We start from the raw sequence: 20,003 nt of genomic DNA, 5'->3' as shown, positions 1-20,003 counted from the left end.
TTCACACGGGCTCGCGAAGAGTCACTGTGGACGAACGCACCGCAGCGAATACCGCATTTCTGCGGACTCGCCCTCAGATGCCCGCGAATTTCCGCAAGTTCTCCAGGTCGGGCACCAGCACGTCGCGCCGCAGGTGGCTCACCACGACGCCCGCCTTGCGCAGGTCGCTGAACGCCTTCTCCGCCGTTCGGGGCTTCATCCCGGCGATGGAGGCCAACTCGACCTTGGTCAGCGGAATTCCGAGCGTCCAGCCGTGGGCCTCTTCGCGCCCGTAGGTCTGCACCAATTCGGCGAGCACCCGGGCCACCCGTTCGGCGGCCGGGTGGGACAGGAAATCGCGGCGGCGCTGGTTCGCCCAGCGCAACCGGTCGTTGATCATCCCGATCAATTCCACGAACACGTCGTTGCGGCGGTGCAGGAAGCTCATCAGCTCGCCGCTGGTGATCAGCTTGGCCACCACGTCACCGCACGTCACCACGGTGGCCGAGCGCGGCTTCTGGTCCAGGGCGGCCATCTCGCCGACCAGGTCGCCCGCGACCCGGATGGCCAGCAGGGCGGTGTCGCCGGTCTCGTCGGTGGTCTGCACCTTCACCACGCCGTCGAGCAGCAGGAGGACATGAGTGTCCTTCGCGTCCTGCTCGATGACCTCACGGTCGGCCGTGTACCGCACGACCGTGCCGATGTTCAGCAGTTCTTGTCGGGTGTTGTCGCGGAGGCGACCCAGCAGACTGTTGCTGGGCCACATGGGATCCGTTGTCATCGTGGTCGGCATGGGCAGCATGTGGATCCTGTTACTGTCGTGACCGGCGGGAACTGGAATTCGCCTGCCGACCTCAACTGGGGCGGCAAGTGATGGTCTCCCCGAACGTGCTGCGGACAGTACACCCGAATGGGCGTAACTGGCCCTGTCTGGTCAAGCGTTTTGCGTGCCAACCCCCTATTCAAGATCACGTGCTAATGCACGCGCAATACCGAATCGAATGGAATTTAGCTGCTCCCGTGCGGTGGGGCGCGGGTCACCGGGGGAACAACGCGTCCGATCCGGGACCTTGGACCTGTTCCGGGGCCCGAAGGAACCGGTCCGGCACCGTCAACCACCCGAGGAGACGCAGTCGAGTGCCCCGTTCAGCCCCTTGCCGCCGGCGCCCGGTCACCCTCCCGAACCGGATCGCCGTCGGCCCGACGTGCCGGTACTCCGATGGGGGCGGGCTGCCCGACGATCGGCACCTGGCACACCATCGGCTCGCGTGCGGTCGGTGGCGCGGGTTTGGTGCTGACCGGAGGCTACCGCCGTGCCGGAGGTCGGCCGGTTGCGCGACGCGCACGCGGCGGCGTGGGAGACGTTCGCCGGGAGCAGGCGGTGGCCGGCGGTTGCGCGTGGCGGCCGACCGTGCGTTCATCCGCGCAGGGGTCGGCGCCGTGGGTGCAACCGGCCCACGCGGGCCGCGAGTTCCTGTCGCCGCTGAGCGACAACCGCACCCGGCGTCGCCACCGACCGGGTCGACGGCGGCTGGGCGGTCGAGGACAGCGTCGGGCCCGCCCGCGACCTCGCCGGAGCGGGGGCGGACCTGGTCCACGTGTCCAGCGCCGGCAGCGTGCACGAGATCCCGCGCGGGCCTGGGCCACCGGGTGCCGTTCGCCGGGGCGGTGCGGAGCAAGGCCGAGGTGCCCGTCGGGACCGCGGTGGAGATCACCGAGGCCCGGCAGGCGGGAGCCGTGCTCACCGACGGCGCGGTCGACCTGGTGCCGCTCGGGCGGGGGTTGGCGCGCGACCCCGTACCGGCCGTTGCACGCGGCCCGCGAACTCGGGGTGCAGGTCACTCCGCCGAAGCAGTGCGCCAGGGCGTTGTCCAGGGCCGCGTCAAAGGTCGGGCTGCCGGTGGCTCACCGGCAGCCCAACCTCGTCAGCGGGTGTGGATGCGTCAGCGACGGTAGTCGTCGTACTCGTCGTCAGACGGGTCGTCGAAAGGCTCATCGCTCCGACGGTGCCCGTTGTCGGCATTGCTGCCGCCGGAAAGCTCGCGTTGCAAGGCCTCGAAGTCGGTGTTGTGAGAGCTGTACTTCAGCTCCCGCGCCACCTTCGTCTGCTTGGCCTTCGCTCGGCCGCGCCCCATGGCTCGACCCCCTCGCACAGGGACGGGGGCGGCCGGGGGAACGGCGGCCCCACTCGTCTCGACAACTAGTTCCTGGTAACTACCGTACCGTGTCGAAGGGGTTCCTCGCGACGCGGTAGGCGTGAGACGTGCCGCCAATCTTCCGCGTGGGAGGATGCGCGGGTGCCTCGACCGTTCGTCGCCTACCTCAGGGTGTACGAACCGCTGTCGGCTCTTGACGCACCGTTGGCCGACCAGGTGCGGAAAGCCCTGGAAGCGGGGCCGTTGAGCCGGGCGGACGCCGGACCCCGTGAGCGCGGGCTGTGGCTCCGATCACAACTGGCCCGACCGCCCCGGCTGCTGCCCGGCGAGCGGTCGGACGGCAGCGTCGCCCCCGACGCGCCCTTCGACGTGCTGACCCTGAGCCCCGCCGAGGTGCCCGGCGAAGTCGGCCCCGGTCCGCTGGTGTGCCCGCTGGACCTCCGGGCGAGGTCGGCGGCGGCCCTGGTGGGCTTCCTGGCGACCTCGACCCCGGTGCTCCAGGAGGCGGCGCTGTCCGTGCCGCCGGAGGCGATCAGGTCCCGGGCGTCGGCCGTGATGGCGGAGCTGACCCGCGGGGCGGTCCACGTGATCTCCACGACCTGGACCGTGCCCCTGCCGTGGTTCTCCCTGGTCGACCCGGACGCGCGGCGGATCGTGCTGGCCCCGCAGGACGACCCGGAGCGCCAGGTGTCGTGGCGGGCGTCGATGCCGGACGCCCGGCGCAGGGTGGCGAGGGCCCACAAGGTCGTTTCCCGCTCGTTGGGCGACGAGGGACCGGCCAAGGTCCTCGCCGACACGGCTCGCTGGCTGGACCACTTCGCGGCGGACGCGGCGGTGGAACTCGACTACGGCGGCCTGGTGCAGCTCATGGACGACAAGGAGCTGCTGGAGGACACGTCGGCCCAGGACGTGAACGCGATCGTGGACGCCCTGGAAACCGGGGACGCCGAAGAGGTGGCCCTCCGCTACGAACAACTTCGGGACTTCTGGGGCGAGCTGGCCCGTCGCGAACGCCACGGCTAGCGCACGGGTTGGCGTGTCCGCGAGAGCAGGAAGCGGGCCGCCGTGGCCGCTGTGGCGGCCAGGAGGAGCGCGGCCGGCCAGCCGACGGTCGCGGCCACCCAACCGGCCACCGGGGGCGTCAGCGTCGCGCTGAGGTAGTTGGCGGTGTTCTGCATCCCCAGCGCCGTCCCGCTGCTGCCCTCGGGCGCCATCTCGGCCGCCGCCGTGACCGCCAGGCCGTTCCAGCACAGCGCCAGCGCGGCCGTGGGCACCAGGACCACCGCCAAGACCCACACCGGGGCCCGGTCCAGCGCCGCGCACGCCGCGAAGCCCGCCGCGACCAGCACGCTGACCACCTTCAACGGCCCCACCCGGCTGCGCACCCGGTCCGACCACACCCCGACCGCCAGCCGCCCGAACCCGCCCGCCACCTGCGCGACCGCGAACAGCCCCGCCGCCACCCCGACCGCCAGCCCCCGGTGGTCGTGCAGCAACTCGACCATCAGGGCCGCGGCGGTGAACTGCGGGACCACCAGCAGCCCGCTCGCCGTGCTCAACCGCAGCAATGCCCGATCACCGAGAACCAGGCCGTGCCGGCCCTTCGCCCGGACCGCCCCCGGCGGCTCCCGCACCAGCAGGGCGACCAGGACCGCGACGAACCCGGTGAACCCCGCCAAGGCCAGGAAAGCCGCCGGCACCCCGGCCTGAACAGCCACAACCGGCAGCACGGCCGCGGTCGCGGCGGCGCCGAGGGGAGTGGCGGTCTGGCGGATGCCCATGGCCAGGCCGCGCGAGCCCGCCGGGAACCACGTCATCACGGCCCGGCCGCTCGCCGCGTTCACGCTGGCCCCGAAGAGCCCGACACCGACAAGCGCCAGCCCGGCCATCCACGGACCGCCCAGCGCTGCCAGGGCCAGGCACGCGGCGGCACCGGCCCCGCCGATGGTCATCACCAGCCGCTCGCCCCGGCGGTCGGCGGCGGCGCCCCACGCCACCAGGGTCAGCATCGTGCCCAGGTTGACCGCGCCGAGCAGGAGGCCGACCTCGGGCAGGGTCAGGTCGAAGTGGGCGCGCAGGGCGGGGCTGATGGCCGGGAGGCCGAGGAACACCGCCGCGTTCGTGCCCTGCGCCAGTGCGCCGACGGCCAGAACCACCCAGCGGTACCCCATACCGGCACGCTAGGCCGGCGCGCCCACCATCCGGGAGTCTGCTCCCAGCATGTGAGCCGACTGCCAGGCGGTCGAGCCGCCGTGACGGACTCGCGGCAATCGAACACCGCGATCAGTCCTTGGAGCGACCCGGGTTCGTCGGCCAGCCCCGCTCGGCCGCCAGCAGCTCGTCCACCGACGCGCTGCCGCTCTGGTACCGGGCCGCGATCTCGGCGTTCAGGCGGTCGACCACGACCTGGACCTCGCGCCGCCGCGTGGAGACCGAGGCCTCCTCGTTGACGAACGTGCGCAGCGCCAGGTCCAGCTTGTCGTCCGACAGCGCCGACACGTCCGACAGGTCCACGTCCGAGACCAGGGCCTCGACGTGCCGCCGGTGCGCCTCCGCCCGGGACGGCTCCTGCGTCTGGTAGCGGCCCAGGCCGGTCGCCGGACCGACCGCGTTGGACGCCAGGATCGTCGCGAGCTGGTCGACCACCGCCGAACCGCCCGACGTCCGCCGCGCCTGCTCGGCCCGGACGATGTCGATCCGCGCGTGCAGCAGCCGCCGCAGGTACGACAGGTCGGTCTCCTCCTGAGCCGCCTCGTCACGCAGGGCGCGCACGTCGGCGAGCGGGAGCCGCTCGATCCCCTCGGTGTAGCCGGGGGCGAGAACCCGGTCGATCCGCCGGCGCCCACCAGGACGCACCTCGATCACGTACTCATCCTGAGGTAGTTCCTGCCCACCCGCCAACACAAACCTGCTTCCAAAGTTGTCTCAAACCTGTACCGGACTGTGCACGCCGAGTAGTTCCCGCGCTTCGGCCGGTGACAGCGGCGGCCGCTGGGCGATCTTCGCCAGCCCCGCCGCACGCGCCACGAGCTGCGCGTTGTCCCGCACAGGCTGCCCCTTGGCGTAGGAAATGGTGTCTTCCATGCCTACGCGCAGGTGACCGCCCGCGCTCAACGCGGCCAGCATCACCGGCAGCGTGGTGCGCCCGATCCCGGTCGCCGAGAAGGACGCGCCGTCGGGCAGCAGGCGCAGCGCCGCGACCATTGTTTCCACGTCACCCGGCATACCGCCCGGCACGCCCATGACGAGGTCGACGTGCACCTTGCCCCCCGCGGGGAGGCCGTGCTTGTCCAGCAACCGGTTCAGGGACGCGAGCTGGCCGATGTCGAAGATCTCGTACTCCGGCACGATCCCGCGTTCCTGCATGGTCTTGTGCAGCGCGACGACGAACTCCCACCGGTTCAGGAAGACGTCCTCGCCGAAGTTCACCGTCCCCATCGTGCAGGACGCCGAGTCCGGCAGGGCGTCGAGCACCCGCAGCCGGTCCGCCTCGGGGTCGGTCACCGCGCCGCCGGTGGACAGCTGCACGATCAGCGAGGTGCGCTCCCGCAGCGCGGCCACGGTGTCCTTGAGCAGGCCGAGGTCCAGCGTCGGCAGGGTGTCCGCGCCCCGGATGTGGACGTGGATCATCGCCGCGCCGACCTGCTCGCAGGCCTCGGCGGTGGTGACGAGTTCGTCCAGGGTGACGGGCAGCTGGGGGACGTCGGCCTTCGCGTGCTCGGCCCCGGTGGGGGCGACGGTGAGCAGCGTGCCGTGTGAACCGGGTCGCGACATAGTCGTGATCCTGGCACACAACGGCGGTCTGGAACCCCTTCTAACGTCCCAGGTTTCGGGCCGCCTCACGACCGAGCCCCGGGGTGTCCGGCGGGACGGAATCGGGGTCCACGTTCGCCTGCACGACCCGGTCCTCCGTGCCCACCAGCAGCTCGGTCTCAACCGGTACGGACCGCTTGACCAGCGCCAACGCGATCGGTCCCAGCTCGTGGTGCAGGGCGACGGACCCGACCCGGCCCACCACCCGGTCACCCGCGACCACCGGGTCACCGGTCTCCGGCTGCACCTCGCGCGACCCGTCCAGGTGCAGCAGCAGCATCCGCCGCGGCGGCCGGCCCACGTTGTGCACCTTCGAGACCGTCTCCTGGCCCCGGTAGCAGCCCTTGTCCAGGTGCACCGCCGACCCGATCCAGTTCACCTCGTGCGGGATGGTCTTCTCGTCGGTGTCCACGCCCAGCCGGGGCCGCAGCGACTCCACCCGCAGCGCCTCGAAGGCCCAGCTCCCGGCCGGACGCGCGCCCGCGTCGGTCAGCTTCTCCCACCAGCTCACCAGGTCGCCACGCGGCACCACGAAATCCACGGCGTCCTGGCCCGGCCACGGCATCCGCCTGACGAACCCGCCCTCCGGCAGCGCCTCGACGCCCAGCTTCGCCGGCAGCGGCAGCCCCAGCTTCTCGAACAGCCCCGCGATCTCCGGCCCGACCACGCTCAGGACCGCCAGCTCGTTCGTCGCGTCCCGGGGCTCGACCTTGGACCAGAACACCATCTTGGTCAGGTACGCCAGCAGCGGACCGGCGGTGGCCGCCTCGGTGTCCAGGTAGACCACGCCGCCGACGTTCGCCACCACCGCGTGGTGCTCGACCCGCCCCTGCACGTCCAGGATGAGCATTTCGGTCGCCCCGCCCTCGGGCAGCGCCTCGAAGTGCTGGCTGGTGAGCGAGTGCAGCCACTTCAACCGGTCCTCGCCCGGGACCGCGATCAGCGCCCGGTGTGACCGGTCGAACACGGCCACCGACCGCGCCGCCGACCGCTGCTCGGCGAACGGGTCGCCGAAGTGCCACGGCACGCCCGGGTCGACCGACCCCTCGAACGGGGCGACGGCGCCGGGTGCGGTCAGCAGCGGTGAGTTCACTGGTCGTTCTCCTTGAGGCAGTCACGGCACGTGCCCGACAGCGCGAGGTGGCTCGCATCCAGTTCGAACCCGTACCGGTCCCGGAGTGTTCCGGCCACCGGGGCCAGCAGGTCGCACGGCGCCTCGTCCACCCGGCCGCACTTGTGGCAGACCAGGTGCACGTGCTCGTGCTCGTGCACGGAGTACGTGGGCGCGCCGTGGCCCAAGTGGGTGTGCCGGACCATGCCGAGCCGGTCGAGCAGGTCCAGCGTCCGGTAGACGGTCGTGATGTTGACCGTGGGCGCGGTGGCCTGCACGCGCTGGCAGATCTGCTCCGGCGTGGCGTGGCCGAGTTCGCGCACCGCGTCCAGCACGAGCTGGCGCTGGGGCGTCATCCGCATCCCGCGGTCGTGCAGTGTCTTGCGCAGGGCTTTCGGGCCGCTCGCGGTGTCCACGGACCCGATGGTAGAGCGTGAGTAGTCTCACGGTATGCGCGTGCTCGCCCTCCTCGACGGAACCCAGGCCGACCCCGACTCACCGCTGATCCGCGTCGACGACCTCGGACTCATGCGCGGCGACGGCGTCTTCGAGACGATCCTCGTCGTCGACGGCAAACCCAGGGAACTCGGCCCCCACCTGGACCGCCTGGCCCGTTCGGCGGCCATGCTCGACCTGCCCGACCCGGACCGAGCCGGGTTCGAGCGCGCGGTGGACGTGGTGCTGGCCAACTGGTCCGGTGGCCGCGAGATCGCTTTGAAGCTGGTGATGACCCGGGGTGTCGAGGGCGGCGACGGCACGCCGACCGCGTTTGCCCTGGGGATGGAGATCTCGCCCAAGGTGCTGACGCAGCGCGCCGAGGGGTTGGCGGCGGTGACGTTGGACCGGGGCATCGAGCCCGGGCTGATGGAGCGGGCGCCGTGGCTGCTGCTGAGCGCCAAGTCGCTGTCGTACGCGGTCAACATGGCGGCGATTCGGGAAGCCGAACGCCGGGGGGCTGCGGAGGTCGTGTTCACGACGTCTTCGGGGTTGGTGTTGGAAGGGCCGACTTCGACGGTGGTCGTCGCGCGCGGGCGGACTTTGACGACGCCGCCGCACACGTTGGGGTTGCTGCCGGGGACCACTCAGGCCGCGTTGTTCCGGGCTGCTTCGCGGGCGGGGTGGGCGGTGGAGGTCGAGCCCATCGCGGTGGAGGAGTTGTACGGGGCGGACGCGGTGGTGTTGGCGTCGAGCGTGCGGAAGCTGACCCGGGTGCACACGCTGGACGGGAAGCCCTTGCCCGACTCGACGGAGATCCACGCCGAGCTGGCTGACCTGTACGAGTCCGAGTACTGAGGCTCGCCGGCCTGGGTTCGCCGGCCGGGATCGCTGGACTGGGTTCGTTGGACTGGGTTCATTGGGGCTGGGGTTCGGCGGATCGGTCTCGTTGGGTGGGTGGACACCCAACGCGAGCCGACCCCCGTCCCACCGAAAGTCGGCCGCACAAGCAGCACAAAACACCTGAAGGCCGGTCGCCGTGCGGACGTCGCTCCGGGGGCCTCCTCCGCCCCCGGAGCGACCGCCGCCTACTTCAGCCCGGCGTCCACCGCCCCCATCAGGGTCCCGGTGTCACCGGACATCTCCCAGATCATCGCGCCCAGCAACCCGCGCGACTTCAACCAAGCGGTCTTCTTCTGGATCGACCACACGTCATCGAACGTCCACCACTGCCCACCGTTCCCGGTGAAACAAGACGTCGCGACCGCCGCCTCGTCGTGGTACACCGTGCAACCCGGCACGCCGGCGATCAGGTTCGAGTACCCGCGCGTCCCGGCCTCCTCCTGGAACTGCCCCGGTGCCGCCCCCGTCGCCGGCTGCCACTCGCCCTTCTTCCCGCCGTCCTGGACGCCCTGCCAGCCCCGGCCGTAGAACGCCAGCCCGACCGTGATCTTGCGCGGGTGCACGCCCGCCTCCAGGTACGCGTTGACCGAGTCCTCGACGCTGAAGTGGAACGGGTACGGGTCGTCCGCGTCCGGGTACAGGTTGCCCTGGTGGCCGGTTCGGTTGGGTTCCCACGAGTTGTCGCTGCCCGAGCCGTGGAAGTCGTAGCCCTGGACGTTGAAGATGTCCATCGACTGCGCGACCCGGCCCAGTTCCCAGCCCGCCTCGATCTTGGCCCGGTCGGCCGGGGTGAACGCGGTCAGCTGGTAGCGCTTGCCGGTGGTCCGGCTCAGCTCGTCCATCTGCCGCCGGAACTCCTCGATCAGCAGCGTGTTGTTCCGCTTGTCGTCCGGGCTGATGTGGTTGCCCGCGTGACCTTCCGCGCCCGGCCACTCCCAGTCGAGGTCGACGCCGTCGAAGATGCCCGCCGCCGTACCGGGGCCGCCCGCCGCGTTGTACGTCGGCAGGTTGCCCTTGATGTAGATGTCCAGGCACGACGCCACGAACTTCTTGCGCGACGCGTCCGTCTTGGCCACGTCCGAGAAGTACTTCGAGTACGTCCACCCGCCCAGCGAGATCAGGACCTTCAGGTGCGGGTGCTTGGCCTTGAGCTTCTTGAGCTGGTTGAAGTTGCCGCGCAGCGGCTCCCAACCGGTGTCCCCGACCCCGTCCACGGACTGAACCGCGCTGAACGGCCTGCTGTAGTCGGCTTCCGCGTCACCCGCGCCGTCGCCCTGGTTGGGGTCCTGCGGGTTGGGCGAGGTGCCCTTGGTGACGCCTTGCAGGCACGTCAGGTTGACCGGGTCGATGTTGCCGAACGCGTAGTTGACGTGGGTCAGCTTCGCGGCGGCGCCGTTGGTGTCCAGGTTCTTCACGAAGAACTGGCGGCCGTAGATGCCCCACTGGACGAAGTAGCCGACCCTTGCGTACCCGCCAACGATGTCCGAAGTGGACACTCGCAAGGTGTTGCTGGACCCGGAGATGTTGTCGTAGAGGTCGCGTGCCCGGACCGAGAACGCGTACTCCGTGGACGGTGCCAGGCCGTCGACCTTGGCCGTCGTGCCGGTGACCGTGGTCTTGACCGTCGTGCCGACGTAGACGTCGTAGTTGGCGACGCCCTTGTTGTCAGTGGCGGCGTCCCACGCCAGCGTCACGCTGCCCGCGTCTTTCGCCGTGCTGCGCAGGTTGCCGGGCGCGGTCGGCGGGGTGGTGTCGTCGGCCGGGTTGTTGGTGGTGACGGCGAGTTGGTTGCTGGCGCCGGACAGCGTTCCCTTGGTGTCCTTGGCCTTCACCGTGAACGTGTAGGCGGTGTTCGGGGTGAGGCCGGTGACCGTGGCGGTGGTGCCGGTCACCGTGGTGGCCAGGGCGGTGCCGTTGTAGACCTCGTAGCCGGCGATCGGCAGGGAGCCGGGGGACGAGGCGTTCCACGTCAGGGACACGGTCTTCGTGGTCTTCACCGGCGACGCGAGGTTCGTCGGGGCCGTCGGCGGGACGTCCGGCGAGCCGTCGCAGTTCGCGTTGTTGATCCGGCAGGTCACCGGTTCGACGGCGCGGCTCAACGTGAACGTCGGGCTGTACGGCTCGGTGGACCGGCGTGCGCCGACGGACTTGTTGTAGTGCACGGGTGTCAGCGTCACGGCGGTGCCGTTCTGGCTGATGGTGCCGTGCTGCGCGCCGCTCGCGGTGACGCCGGTGGGCAGGGTGAAGGTGATCGCCCAGTCGGTCAGCGTGGCGTCGGAGTTGTTGTTGACCACGAACTTCCCGGTGCTGCCGCTGAGGCTGAAGTCCGCGGTGACCGGGGCCGGCGGCGGGGGCGGGTCGCCGCTGCCGTCGCAGTCGTAGCCGTTGATCGTGCAGGTCGTCGGGTCGACGGCGGCGCTGAGCGTGAAGCTCGGGCTGAACGGCTCGGTGTTGCGGCCCGCCTGGATCGTGTTGATGTAGTAGGCGGGCGTGAGCGTGACCCTCGTGCCGTTCTGGGTGGTCGTCGCGTTCTGCGCGCCGCTGACCGTGACGCCCGCGGGCAGGTCGAACTTGATGGACCAGCCGGAGACGGCGGCCGTGGTGGCGTTGGCGACCACGAACTTGCCCGTGGTGCCGGTCCTGCTGAACGTGGCGGTGAGGCCGGAGGCGGCGGACGCCGCGCCGGGGACGGCTAGGGCTGCGGTGGCGAGTGCCACCAGCGCGATGGCTAGTCGGCGCATGGAATGTGCCTCTCGATTGACGGGGAATCGTTCGAGAACCACGGCGGCCACGTCCGAACGTAGGTCGTGTGACGGTGAATGACAATGGGTCTAGACCAATTGCGTCCGTTCAGCCCTGCGGGCGGAAGCGGACCGCGGTCCCGGGGCGGGCCTGCGCGAGGAACGGGAGCGCTTCTTCCGGGACGACGCCGATCACCGGGTAGCCACCGGTGGTGGGGTGGTCGGCCAGGAAGATCACCGGGAGGCCGTCCTTGGGGACCTGGACCGCGCCGGTGACCAGGCCTTCGCTGGGGAGTTCGCCGGTTTTGGCGCTGGTGAGAGGTGTGCCCTGGAGGCGGAGGCCGACCCGGTTGCTGCGGTCGGAGACGGCCCAGCGTCCTTGGCGGAGTTGGGTGGCGGGATCGTCGAACCAGTCGTCGCGGGGGCCGAGGAGGAGGGGAATGTCCAGTTCGGCGGGGACGTGGGTGGGCAGGAGGACGTCCACGCCGGTCGGGATGCCGGTCGGGGTGCCGAGCGGGAGGACGTCGTCCGGGCGGAGCGGGGCGGGGCCGATGCCGGAGAGCAGGTCGGTGGCCTGGCTGCCGAGCTCGGGGTCGAGCGCGACGCCGCCGGAGAGGGCGACGTAGGTGCGCAGGCCGGTGGTCGGGGTGCCAAGGGTGAGTTCGTCGCCGGGCCGGAGGTGGATCGGGGAGTCGCGGTGGACGCCGTTGACCAGTGTGGGGGTGCAGGGTCCGGTGACCGCGACGGTGCAGGCCGTGTCGGCGCGCAGGTGGAGGCCGCCGAGGAGGACTTCGAGGCCGGCGGCGTGCTCGGGGTTGCCGACGAGGCGGTTGGCGAGGCGGAGCGCGGGCTGGTCGAGGGCTCCGGACGGGGGGACGCCGAGGTGCGCGTGCCCGGGCCGGCCGAGGTCTTGGACGAGGGCCTGCGGCCCGGTGCGCAGAACGGTGACCGAACGCCCGACACACCCTCCGCTCGACTGGTCCCCGCTTCGCTGGTCCGCCGGCGGCTCTTCGCCGACGCGCGGTGCTTCAACCCGGTGGTCACTTGTCGTGCGGCTGGTCGTCGTCATGAGGTGGCCTCGAAGCGGACCCGGTCGCCGGGTTGGAGGAGGGCGGCGGGGTCTCGGCGCGGGTCGAAGAGGGGGGCGTCGGTGCGTCCGATCAGCCGCCAGCCGCCGGGGGTCGCCCGCGGGTAGGCGGCGGTGTACTCGCCCGCGACCCCGACCGATCCCGCCGGCACCTTCGTCCGCGGCGAGTCGAGTCGGGGCTGCTGGAGTACCTGCGGCAGTCCGACGAGGTAGGCGAAACCCGGCGCGAACCCGCAGAACGCCACCGAGTACGTCGCCGAGGTGTGCAGCCGGGCCACCTCGTCCGGCCCGACACCCGCCGTCTCGGCGACCAGGTCGAGGTCCGGCCCGTCGTACACCACCGGGATCACGACCTCGCGCGGGTCCGTCTCGGCCCGGTGTTCGAGGTCGACGGTCTCCAGCACCCGCCGCACCGACGCCAACCCGCCGGGCTTGGTGCTGATCAGGACCGTCCGCGCGGCCGGCACCAGTTCGACCACGTCCGGCAGCTGCGCGGCGTGGACCGCGGCGCGCACCGCCTCCACCTCGCCGAGGGAGTCCACCTCGACCAACACCGCGTGGGTGCCGCAACGCCGCAGCCGCATGGCTACAGGGTACGGCCGACAAGAGGATTGTTGAACAATCTCATGAGAGAACTGTTCGACAATGCGACCGAACGGGCTACGCCCGGTCGCCGGTCAGCCGACGACGCGCTTGAGGTGGGCCGAGGTGTGCGGCTGGAGGGGCTGGCCGACCATCGCGCGTTCCTCGACGTAGGCCAGGTCGCCGTTGTTGACGATGCCGTAGAGGCGTTGGGCGCCGGTGACCTCCTTGGCGGTGGCCGTGCGGATGACCGCGTCGGTGCCCAGTTCCCACGACGTCTGGGTGCGCGGCTTGCCGTAGTACAGCTCCACGATCCCGGTGTTGTGGGTGAGGAGGACCTCGATGGTGTCGTCGGCCTGCGGGCGCCAGAAGCCGGTCTCGCGGGCGGCGGGGCGGATGACGTTGCCGTCGGCGTCCAGCAGCCAGGAGCGGGCTTCGTAGTAGAGGAACGGCCGGCCGTCGTGCGCGAACGTGATCTGCTGGCCGAAGCGGTAGGGGCCGTCGATCGTCGGGTAGACGACCTCCCCTTCGCCGCGCCACACGCCGACCAGCGGCAGCAGCGCCAGGCAGGCGTCGTGCAGGGAGGGGCCTTCGCGCAGGTTCGCGGTGTCCGCCGGGATCGGCAGGTCGTCGAACTGCGGGAGGTTGCGCGTGCGCGTCACCTCGGCACGCGCGGCAGCCGCCTGGACCGCCGCGTCACCACTGCCCGGGACGGGTGCGTTCTCGGTCATCAGCGCTGGTCGGAGTACAGCCGGTAGACGACGTACCCGGCGAACCACACGACGAGCAGCGACACGAAGACCAACAGGCCTGTGAAGATGTGTTCCACCCGCCGAGTTTATCGCCCACCCGACGACCGGCACCGACCACGGTGGTCAACGCCACGACCCACCACGACCCTCCGCCCAACGGACCCCGCCCGCCCTTACCCGCCTCGGCGCTGCTGTTGCCGGCGGCGTCGTACGCACGGGACTGTCGTACCCCGGTGGGAGAATGGATCCGGGGGCGGCAGCCGAAGTTCGGATCCGGGGCGGCAGCCGAAGCGCGGACAGATCGCCGCGGTGGTCCGGGTGGCTCGCCGGGTTCTGCTTCCGGCGGGGTCGGGAGTGCTGGTGGCGCACAAGCCAAGCCGGCGTGGCCGCCGGCTGCGCGGCTTCGCCGCGAGCGACTTCGTCGCCGCCGGACCTGGGTGCTGATGTCGGCCGAGCCGGGCGGCCTGCGGGGGGAGCGGGGTGGCCTGCCGAAAGCGTGAAGCGTCGCGGACAAAGCGGAGGCCCCGGTGGCGTGTGCCACCGGGGCCTCGTGGGGGTAGCGCCGGACCAGGTCCGTGCACTCCCGGAAACTCAGGCCACCGAAACCTCAGGCCACCGCGACCTCGACCGGGTGGACGCCCGGCCCGTCCGCCGACACCGACGCCTGGCCGTTGCCCGACCGGTGCAACGCCCGGATGGTCCACGTGCCCGGGGCCGCGTAGAAGCGGAAGTCGCCCTGCGGGGAGGACACCACCTCGGCGGTGAACTCGCCGGACGCGTCCAGCAGCCGCACGAACGCGCCGCCCACCGGGCCGGACGAGTCGCTGACCTTGCCGGTCAGCACGACCTCACCCGAACCGACCTCGACCTCGACACCCTGCACAGGCGCGCCGCAAGAGTCGCTCATACCTCAGGCCTCCTTGCCACTGCCGAGCTCGACCGGCACGCCGACCAGCGAGCCGTACTCGGTCCACGAACCGTCGTAGTTCTTCACGTCCTGGTGGCCGAGCAGCTCGTGCAGGGCGAACCAGGTGTGCGACGAGCGCTCGCCGATGCGGCAGTAGGCGATCGTCTTGCGGGAGCCGTCGAAGCCGGCCTCGCCGTAGATCTCGGCCAACTCCTCGTCGGACTTGAACGTGCCGTCCTCGTTGGCCGCCTTGCTCCACGGCACGTTGATCGCGCCGGGGATGTGGCCCGCGCGCTGCGCCTGCTCCTGGGGCAGGTGCGCCGGCGCGAGCAGCTTGCCGGAGAACTCGTCGGGCGACCGGACGTCGACCAGGTTGCGGTTGCCGATGGACTCCACGACCTCGTCGCGGAACGCCCGGATCGACAGGTCCTGCTCCTGCGCCTTGTACTCCGTCGCGGCCCGCTCGACCGGCTCCTTGTCCAGCGGACGGCCGTCGAGTTCCCACTTCTTCCGACCACCGTCGAGCAGCTTGACCGACTGGTGGCCGTACAGCTTGAAGTACCAGTACGCGTAGGCCGCGAACCAGTTGTTGTTGCCGCCGTACAGCACGACGGTGTCGTCGTTCGCGATCCCCTTGGCCGACAGGAGCTTCTCGAAGCCCGCGCGGTCCACGAAGTCGCGGCGGACCGGGTCCTGGAGTTCGTTCTTCCAGTCGATCTTCACCGCGCCGGGGATGTGGCCCCCGTCGTAGGCAGTGGTGTCCTCGTCGACCTCCACGAACACCACGCCGGGCGTGTTGAGGTTCTCCTCGGACCAAGCGGCCGAGACCAGGACGTCTTCACGGCTCATCGAGCGGCTCCTGTTTCTTTGCGTTTCTTACTGCGGGCGGGCGAGGACGGGGGCGTAGCGGCGCAGGAGCAGGAACATCTCGCAGCCCAGGCACAGGCCGAGCGCGGCGTTGAGCAGCGCGGCGACCAGCGCGGCGGACGTGGCGACCACTCCGAGCGCGGTGAGACCGGTGGCGTACCCGATCGTGCCGACCAGGGCGAAGACGAACCCGACACCCTGCGCGAACCGCAGCGGGGCGGCCTCCTCGCGCTCGGACGTGGGCGTCAGCCGGGGCTGGACGGCGAACCGGTACACGTGGCCCCACGGGTTGAGCTTGAGCGAGATGAACGCGCACAGGCCGAACAGGACGGTCTGCGCCGCGAGGAGCCGCCACGACCCGGTCAGCAGCACGACCGCGAGGATGGCGGTGGTGATCCAGGCGCTGAAGCGGGGACCCCGGGGGTCCACGGGTGAATCCTTCGACACGGCGACCTCCTGACGGTGACATGACTGGGCAGTCCGTCTTCAGGCGGTGTTAGGGGCTGTCGGACCCACCCGTCAAGGGCGTCCGGCTGCCGGTGATCCGCCCGGTCAGCTCGCCGCGCGACACAGGCTGCTGCGGACGCGGCACAGGTCCACCGCGAGTCGCTTGGTCAGCAGGCTGTTCATGGCGACGAGACTAGCCGCTCGTCCCCCATGCCGGGAGAGGCGTCCAGAACGTGGGAGTACCCGGTTTCACCCGATCGGTCGAGGCAGGTGGGGCCGCAAAGCCGCAATGAGCGTGTCCCGCTTCGGCACCCCTCCGACGCGGAGCAACTCGGCACCCGACGCATCCAGGGCGAGCGTCGTCGGGGTGCGCAACACACCCAGGCCGGCGGCGACTTCGGGCAGGTTGGTGACATCGAGTTCGACATGCCGAAGTCCGTCGGTCCGGTCCGCCAGGTCCGACAGGAGGACACGGGTGTGCCGGCACGGCGCGCAGAACGTCGTCGAGATCTGGAGCAGGGTCACCGGGGTCGCCGGGTCGAGCAGGTCGCGCACCGGGCCCGGCAGGTCTTCACGCGGCTTCGCGGTCACCCGCACCCTCCCGCCGTGGAAGCGCAGCAGCACCCCGACGGCCGCCACCACGGCGACCGCCCCGAGCACCGCCCACACCCCGGTCATCGCACTCCATCAAGGGGGATGTCGTTGATCGTGCCCTCGACGGTGAAGGCCCCGCTCTCCACTTTGACAGCAGTCGGCGTCACCGTGAAGGGCAGCCGGCCCGGGTCGATGGTCACGCTCAACGCCGACCGCACCGCGCCCAGCACCTCCGCCAGCCCCGCCAGGGACGTGTCGTCCAGCTCGACGTCCTGCACGGCCACCGCCACCTGCTCGTTGACCAGCGCCACCGTCCCGTACGCGGTGATCCGCAGCTTGCGCCCGGCGACCGTGGTGTTGCCGCTCAGCTTCACCGCGGCCCGGGTCGGGTCCGGCTTCTCCGGCGCGGGCGTGGGCGTGGCCTCCGGCCGGGTGTCCGGCTCGATCGCCATGTCGGTGAACGGCGTGACGTTGTTGACCAGCCGGTTCAGGTCCGCGGCCTTGATCTTCACGCTGCCCTTGACCTGGTCGATGGTGGCGTTGGACGTGTCGCCCGCGAGCAGGTCGGACAGCCCGATGCGGGTGTGGTAGAGGTTCGCCCGCACCTCCAGGTCGCGCAGGTCGTCGCGCACCGGCACGCCGGTCGCGGTGATCTCGATGTCCCGGTAGTCGCCGGAGACCGCCTGGAAGATGAACGGGAACCCGTTGATCCGCACCGACGGGTCCTCGGTGAGGTTCAGCTTGTCCCGCATGCGCTGCGCGATCTGGTACTCGCCCGCCGCCGCGAGGCCGAAGTCGGCGGCCACCAGCAGGCCGACGACCACCAGGCCCGCGATGATCAGCTTGCGGCCCCGCGTCGGGCGGCGCTTTGTCTGCGTGACGGTCATCGACTTCCCTTTACGAAGACTCGTGGTCCAGCCAGGTCGCGATCCGGTCTACCAGAGCGGGCGTCATCGCCGACTCCGCGTGGCGGATCCGTGGTTCCACCCACAGGACGGCGGCACCGCCGGCCGCCCGGTGCAACGCCCGCGCGTGCGCGGGGTCGAAGTAGTGGTCGTCCGCACCGTGCACGAGCAGCAGTGGGGTGGGCGTGATGCGGTGCACCACCTCCAGCGGGCTCTCCGGCGCGGTCCGCCACGGCGGCGCCAGCCGGACGCCCAGCGCCCGCGCGGCCAGCCTGCCGTGCGGCTGCTCCAGCAGCCAGTGGACGCGCCGCATGGCCGGCGTGTCGCGCACCCACCACCGCGACGGGCTGCTCACCGCGGCGACGGCGTCCGGGCGCTCCGCGTGCAGGGCGGCGTGGCGCAGCGCGATGGAGGCGCCCATGGAGAACCCGACGGTCACGACGCGTCGGTACCCGAGTTCGCGGGCCAGCGAAACCCCGGCGGCCAGGTCGTGGACCTCGTCGGCGCCCACGGTGCTCAGTCCTTGGGATCGGCCGTGACCCCGGAAGTCGAGCGCGACGACCCCGCCGTGGTGGGCGAACCGGCGCAGGACGCGGGCCACGAACGGCTTGCCGACGTGGTTGGTGAACCCGTGGCCGACGACGAACGCCAGGTCGGAGCCCTGGTGAGCGGGGCTCACGTGCACACCGCTCAGGAGCACGGCGTTGTGTGACATGCGTGTAACACGCGTGACGCTTGTGGAAACAACTGTGACCCTGGCCGGCTGACCTGGGCCTTTTGTGCCGAGCACCGGTATCGTCTCCGTCATCCGCAGGCAACGGGGCCCGGTCACCGTACTTCGCGCTGTCTGGTCCGGTGACCAGACACCGGCCGAACGAGAGGGCGCCGCGATGAGCATCGACGTGCTGCTGCTGACCACCGACTCCGACCCCGAGGCGGTCCTGCCCGCGCTGTCGCTGCTGCCGCACGACGTGCGCCCGCTGCGACCCGAGGTGTCGGCCCTGCTGGAGGCCGGTCCGCACGACATCGTCCTGGTGGACGCCCGCACCGACCTGGTCGGCGCGCGCAGCCTGTGCCGCCTGCTCGACTCCAGCGGCGTGGACGTGCCCGTGGTGGCGGTCGTCACCGAGGGCGGCCTGGTGGCGGTGAACTCGGACTGGAGCGTCGACGAGATCCTGCTGCCGACCTCCGGCCCGGCCGAGGTGGACGCCCGGCTGCGCCTGGTGCGCTCGCGGCGCGGCACCACCCAGCCCGGCGGCGACGGCTCGCTCCAGCTCGGCGAGCTGGTCATCGACGAGGCCACCTACACCGCCCGCCTGCGCGGCCGCCCGCTCGACCTCACCTACAAGGAGTTCGAGCTGCTGAAGTACCTGGCCCAGCACGCGGGCCGCGTCTTCACCCGCGCCCAGCTGCTGCAGGAGGTGTGGGGCTACGACTTCTTCGGCGGCACCCGCACCGTGGACGTCCACGTCCGACGCCTGCGCGCCAAGCTCGGCCCCGAGCACGAGTCGCTGATCGGCACCGTCCGCAACGTGGGCTACAAGTTCGTCCGCCCGCCGCGCCCGGGTGCCTCCCGCCGTCCCGAGCACGTGATGGAGTTGGACACTCCGATGGACGAGGCAGAGCTGATCTTCCGTGCTTGATGGCGCGACTCCGTCGCGCGGCGAGGCCGCCCGGAAGTCGGCTCAACGCGCCGCGTTTCCCGCCGATCGGAAAAATTGATCGTCGGGAAAGGCGACGCGACAAGCCGACGGCGGCCTCGCGGCCTGAAGCGGCGATGCGTCCGCTGACGGTTCGATGATCACCAAGTAGGTTCGGTGGCGTGGAATCGAGCTGGTTCGAGGAGCTGACCGACGACCAGGTCCGTGAGGTCATGGACCTGGTCGAAGCCGCCCGGTACGCCGACGGGGGCGTCGCGCCGGTGGGCGAGGCGGTGGTTCTGCGCCTCCGCCCGGGTGCTCGCGGGAGCAATCACCTGCTCGTGCGCCAAGATCACACGTTGGTGGGTTACCTCCACCTCGACCTCTTCGGCGACGCGGACGGCAACAAGGTCGCCGAACTCGCCGTCCACCCGGAGCACCGCCGCAAGGGCGTCGGCACCCTGCTCGCCGAAGCGGTCGCCGAGCGGGCCACCCCGCTGCGGATCTGGTCGCACGGCGGCCACCCCGGCGCGCAGGCCCTGGCCGCCAAGCTCGGCTACCGCAAGGTCCGCGAGCTGCTGCGCCTGCGCCGCCCCCTCGACGACACCCTCCCCCAGCCGAAGCTGCCCGAGGGCGTCCGACTGCGCCCGTTCGAGCCGGGCCGGGACGAGGCGGCCGTCGTCTACGTCAACCACCGCGCGTTCTCCTGGCACCCCGAGCAGGGCGCGATGAGCATCGAGGACGTCCGCGACAAGGAGCACGAGCACTGGTTCGACGCCAAGGGCTTCCTGCTCGCCGTGGACGCCGAAGAGCGGCTGCTGGGCTTCCACTGGACCAAGACGCACACCGGCGACCTGGGTGAGGTGTACGTGGTGGGCGTCGACCCGGACGCCCAGGGCGGCGGTCTCGGCAAGGCGCTGACCCTCGCCGGGCTGGAGCACCTGCGCGGGACCGGGCGCACCGAGGTCATGCTCTACGTCGAGTCCGACAACGCTCCGGCACTGGCCGTGTACACCCGGTTGGGGTTCGAGAAGTGGGACTCCGACGTCCAGTACGCCAAGTAGTGACAGACCGGTCACGTCAC

The 20,003-nt window shown here is 71.1% G+C and carries 22 protein-coding genes; 4 read left to right on the top strand and 18 right to left on the bottom strand.

Annotation, left to right across the window (positions count from 1 at the left end; all coding sequences use genetic code 11):
• Positions 1 to 73 precede the first annotated feature (73 nt).
• Both RIN75_RS00665 and RIN75_RS00660 read right to left on the bottom strand, forming a co-directional pair.
• Positions 74 to 760 carry a Crp/Fnr family transcriptional regulator gene (locus RIN75_RS00665; RefSeq protein WP_309109739.1) on the bottom strand — a complete coding sequence of 229 codons (687 nt, stop codon included), beginning with the start codon at positions 758 to 760 and terminating at the stop codon, positions 74 to 76.
• Positions 761 to 1,922: 1,162 nt separating this feature from the next.
• The gene (locus RIN75_RS00660) at positions 1,923 to 2,114 is read right to left on the bottom strand and encodes a DUF3073 domain-containing protein (RefSeq protein WP_309109738.1); all 192 of its coding nucleotides are present in this window, start codon (positions 2,112 to 2,114) and stop codon (positions 1,923 to 1,925) included.
• A gap of 162 nt (positions 2,115 to 2,276) precedes the next feature.
• Here RIN75_RS00660 and RIN75_RS00655 point away from each other — a divergent pair, with 162 nt between their 5' ends.
• Positions 2,277 to 3,158 carry a hypothetical protein gene (locus RIN75_RS00655; protein WP_309109737.1) on the top strand — a complete coding sequence of 294 codons (882 nt, stop codon included), beginning with the start codon at positions 2,277 to 2,279 and terminating at the stop codon, positions 3,156 to 3,158.
• Here the strand turns inward: RIN75_RS00655 and RIN75_RS00650 are convergent.
• From RIN75_RS00650 to RIN75_RS00630, 5 genes are all read right to left on the bottom strand, one after another.
• Positions 3,155 to 4,306 carry an MFS transporter gene (locus tag RIN75_RS00650; protein WP_309109736.1) on the bottom strand — a complete coding sequence of 384 codons (1,152 nt, stop codon included), beginning with the start codon at positions 4,304 to 4,306 and terminating at the stop codon, positions 3,155 to 3,157. The two genes, RIN75_RS00655 and RIN75_RS00650, sit on opposite strands and share 4 nt — an antisense overlap.
• Before the next feature lie 112 nt (positions 4,307 to 4,418).
• A complete protein-coding gene (locus RIN75_RS00645) occupies positions 4,419 to 5,000 on the bottom strand; it encodes an aerial mycelium formation protein (RefSeq protein ID WP_309109735.1) in 582 nt (193 codons plus the stop codon).
• 60 nt (positions 5,001 to 5,060) lie between these two features.
• Entirely contained in the window at positions 5,061 to 5,909 is an 849-nt protein-coding gene (locus RIN75_RS00640; RefSeq protein ID WP_309109734.1) for a 3-keto-5-aminohexanoate cleavage protein, read from the bottom strand.
• Between the two features lie 40 nt (positions 5,910 to 5,949).
• Positions 5,950 to 7,041 carry a glycine cleavage T C-terminal barrel domain-containing protein gene (locus tag RIN75_RS00635; RefSeq protein WP_309109733.1) on the bottom strand — a complete coding sequence of 364 codons (1,092 nt, stop codon included), beginning with the start codon at positions 7,039 to 7,041 and terminating at the stop codon, positions 5,950 to 5,952.
• Positions 7,038 to 7,421 (bottom strand): Fur family transcriptional regulator, encoded by a 384-nt coding sequence (locus RIN75_RS00630; RefSeq protein WP_375295903.1) that lies wholly within the window; start codon positions 7,419 to 7,421, stop codon positions 7,038 to 7,040. Before RIN75_RS00630 ends, RIN75_RS00635 begins: the two co-directional genes overlap by 4 nt.
• Before the next feature lie 88 nt (positions 7,422 to 7,509).
• Between RIN75_RS00630 and RIN75_RS00625 the strand changes: the two genes are divergently transcribed.
• Positions 7,510 to 8,352: an aminodeoxychorismate lyase gene (locus RIN75_RS00625; protein WP_309109731.1), complete on the top strand. Its 843-nt coding sequence runs from the start codon at positions 7,510 to 7,512 to the stop codon at positions 8,350 to 8,352.
• 230 nt (positions 8,353 to 8,582) lie between these two features.
• Here RIN75_RS00625 and RIN75_RS00620 read toward each other — a convergent pair whose 3' ends face one another.
• From RIN75_RS00620 to RIN75_RS00575, 11 genes are all read right to left on the bottom strand, one after another.
• Complete coding sequence (locus tag RIN75_RS00620) at positions 8,583 to 11,138, bottom strand: glycosyl hydrolase family 18 protein (protein ID WP_309109730.1); 2,556 nt, start codon at positions 11,136 to 11,138, stop codon at positions 8,583 to 8,585.
• A gap of 109 nt (positions 11,139 to 11,247) precedes the next feature.
• Positions 11,248 to 12,207, bottom strand: a complete 960-nt coding sequence (locus RIN75_RS00615) for a biotin-dependent carboxyltransferase family protein (protein WP_309109729.1) — start codon at positions 12,205 to 12,207, stop codon at positions 11,248 to 11,250.
• Positions 12,204 to 12,809, bottom strand: a complete 606-nt coding sequence (gene pxpB / locus RIN75_RS00610) for a 5-oxoprolinase subunit PxpB (RefSeq protein WP_309109728.1) — start codon at positions 12,807 to 12,809, stop codon at positions 12,204 to 12,206. The genes RIN75_RS00615 and pxpB overlap by 4 nt, the downstream gene beginning before the upstream one ends.
• Positions 12,810 to 12,902: 93 nt before the next feature.
• Positions 12,903 to 13,538, bottom strand: a complete 636-nt coding sequence (locus tag RIN75_RS00605; RefSeq protein WP_309109727.1) for an FABP family protein — start codon at positions 13,536 to 13,538, stop codon at positions 12,903 to 12,905.
• Positions 13,539 to 14,166: 628 nt separating this feature from the next.
• Positions 14,167 to 14,466 (bottom strand): DUF1416 domain-containing protein, encoded by a 300-nt coding sequence (locus RIN75_RS00600; protein ID WP_309109726.1) that lies wholly within the window; start codon positions 14,464 to 14,466, stop codon positions 14,167 to 14,169.
• A 3-nt stretch (positions 14,467 to 14,469) separates the two neighbouring features.
• Positions 14,470 to 15,315, bottom strand: a complete 846-nt coding sequence (locus RIN75_RS00595; protein ID WP_309109725.1) for a sulfurtransferase — start codon at positions 15,313 to 15,315, stop codon at positions 14,470 to 14,472.
• Positions 15,316 to 15,342: 27 nt separating this feature from the next.
• Entirely contained in the window at positions 15,343 to 15,780 is a 438-nt protein-coding gene (locus RIN75_RS00590; protein WP_309109724.1) for a DUF4395 domain-containing protein, read from the bottom strand.
• A gap of 105 nt (positions 15,781 to 15,885) precedes the next feature.
• Positions 15,886 to 15,963 (bottom strand): putative leader peptide, encoded by a 78-nt coding sequence (locus RIN75_RS43965; RefSeq protein ID WP_358256176.1) that lies wholly within the window; start codon positions 15,961 to 15,963, stop codon positions 15,886 to 15,888.
• A gap of 66 nt (positions 15,964 to 16,029) precedes the next feature.
• On the bottom strand, positions 16,030 to 16,458 hold the full coding sequence (locus tag RIN75_RS00585; protein ID WP_309109723.1) for a thioredoxin family protein: 429 nt from the start codon (positions 16,456 to 16,458) through the stop codon (positions 16,030 to 16,032).
• Complete coding sequence (locus tag RIN75_RS00580) at positions 16,455 to 17,261, bottom strand: DUF2993 domain-containing protein (protein ID WP_309109722.1); 807 nt, start codon at positions 17,259 to 17,261, stop codon at positions 16,455 to 16,457. The genes RIN75_RS00585 and RIN75_RS00580 overlap by 4 nt, the downstream gene beginning before the upstream one ends.
• Positions 17,262 to 17,271: 10 nt before the next feature.
• Entirely contained in the window at positions 17,272 to 17,958 is a 687-nt protein-coding gene (locus tag RIN75_RS00575; RefSeq protein ID WP_309109721.1) for an alpha/beta fold hydrolase, read from the bottom strand.
• 211 nt (positions 17,959 to 18,169) lie between these two features.
• Here RIN75_RS00575 and RIN75_RS00570 point away from each other — a divergent pair, with 211 nt between their 5' ends.
• Both RIN75_RS00570 and mshD read left to right on the top strand, forming a co-directional pair.
• The gene (locus RIN75_RS00570; protein WP_309109720.1) at positions 18,170 to 18,922 is read left to right on the top strand and encodes a response regulator transcription factor; all 753 of its coding nucleotides are present in this window, start codon (positions 18,170 to 18,172) and stop codon (positions 18,920 to 18,922) included.
• 179 nt (positions 18,923 to 19,101) lie between these two features.
• A complete protein-coding gene (gene mshD, locus RIN75_RS00565; protein WP_375295882.1) occupies positions 19,102 to 19,983 on the top strand; it encodes a mycothiol synthase in 882 nt (293 codons plus the stop codon).
• Positions 19,984 to 20,003 lie beyond the last annotated feature (20 nt).

It is taken from the genome of Saccharothrix sp. (assembly GCF_031180885.1).
GTDB lineage: Bacteria > Actinomycetota > Actinomycetes > Mycobacteriales > Pseudonocardiaceae > Actinosynnema.
This window is presented reverse-complemented; position numbering and strand designations above follow the sequence as displayed.

Excerpts from the sequence above, each read along its gene's own strand:
- RIN75_RS00615 (WP_309109729.1), bottom strand. The coding sequence starts at position 12,207 with ATGACGACGACCAGCCGCACGACAAGTGACCACCGGGTTGAAGCACCG.
- RIN75_RS00650 (WP_309109736.1), bottom strand. The coding sequence starts at position 4,306 with ATGGGGTACCGCTGGGTGGTTCTGGCCGTCGGCGCACTGGCGCAGGGC.
- RIN75_RS00600 (WP_309109726.1), bottom strand. The coding sequence starts at position 14,466 with ATGAGCGACTCTTGCGGCGCGCCTGTGCAGGGTGTCGAGGTCGAGGTC.
- RIN75_RS00580 (WP_309109722.1), bottom strand. The coding sequence starts at position 17,261 with ATGACCGTCACGCAGACAAAGCGCCGCCCGACGCGGGGCCGCAAGCTG.
- RIN75_RS43965 (WP_358256176.1), bottom strand. The coding sequence starts at position 15,963 with ATGAACAGCCTGCTGACCAAGCGACTCGCGGTGGACCTGTGCCGCGTC.
- RIN75_RS00640 (WP_309109734.1), bottom strand. The coding sequence starts at position 5,909 with ATGTCGCGACCCGGTTCACACGGCACGCTGCTCACCGTCGCCCCCACC.
- RIN75_RS00630 (WP_375295903.1), bottom strand. The coding sequence starts at position 7,421 with ATGCGGATGACGCCCCAGCGCCAGCTCGTGCTGGACGCGGTGCGCGAA.
- RIN75_RS00585 (WP_309109723.1), bottom strand. The coding sequence starts at position 16,458 with ATGACCGGGGTGTGGGCGGTGCTCGGGGCGGTCGCCGTGGTGGCGGCC.
- RIN75_RS00625 (WP_309109731.1), top strand. The coding sequence starts at position 7,510 with ATGCGCGTGCTCGCCCTCCTCGACGGAACCCAGGCCGACCCCGACTCA.
- RIN75_RS00665 (WP_309109739.1), bottom strand. The coding sequence starts at position 760 with ATGACAACGGATCCCATGTGGCCCAGCAACAGTCTGCTGGGTCGCCTC.
- RIN75_RS00620 (WP_309109730.1), bottom strand. The coding sequence starts at position 11,138 with ATGCGCCGACTAGCCATCGCGCTGGTGGCACTCGCCACCGCAGCCCTA.
- RIN75_RS00595 (WP_309109725.1), bottom strand. The coding sequence starts at position 15,315 with ATGAGCCGTGAAGACGTCCTGGTCTCGGCCGCTTGGTCCGAGGAGAAC.
- RIN75_RS00570 (WP_309109720.1), top strand. The coding sequence starts at position 18,170 with ATGAGCATCGACGTGCTGCTGCTGACCACCGACTCCGACCCCGAGGCG.
- RIN75_RS00605 (WP_309109727.1), bottom strand. The coding sequence starts at position 13,538 with ATGACCGAGAACGCACCCGTCCCGGGCAGTGGTGACGCGGCGGTCCAG.
- RIN75_RS00660 (WP_309109738.1), bottom strand. The coding sequence starts at position 2,114 with ATGGGGCGCGGCCGAGCGAAGGCCAAGCAGACGAAGGTGGCGCGGGAG.
- pxpB (WP_309109728.1), bottom strand. The coding sequence starts at position 12,809 with ATGCGGCTGCGGCGTTGCGGCACCCACGCGGTGTTGGTCGAGGTGGAC.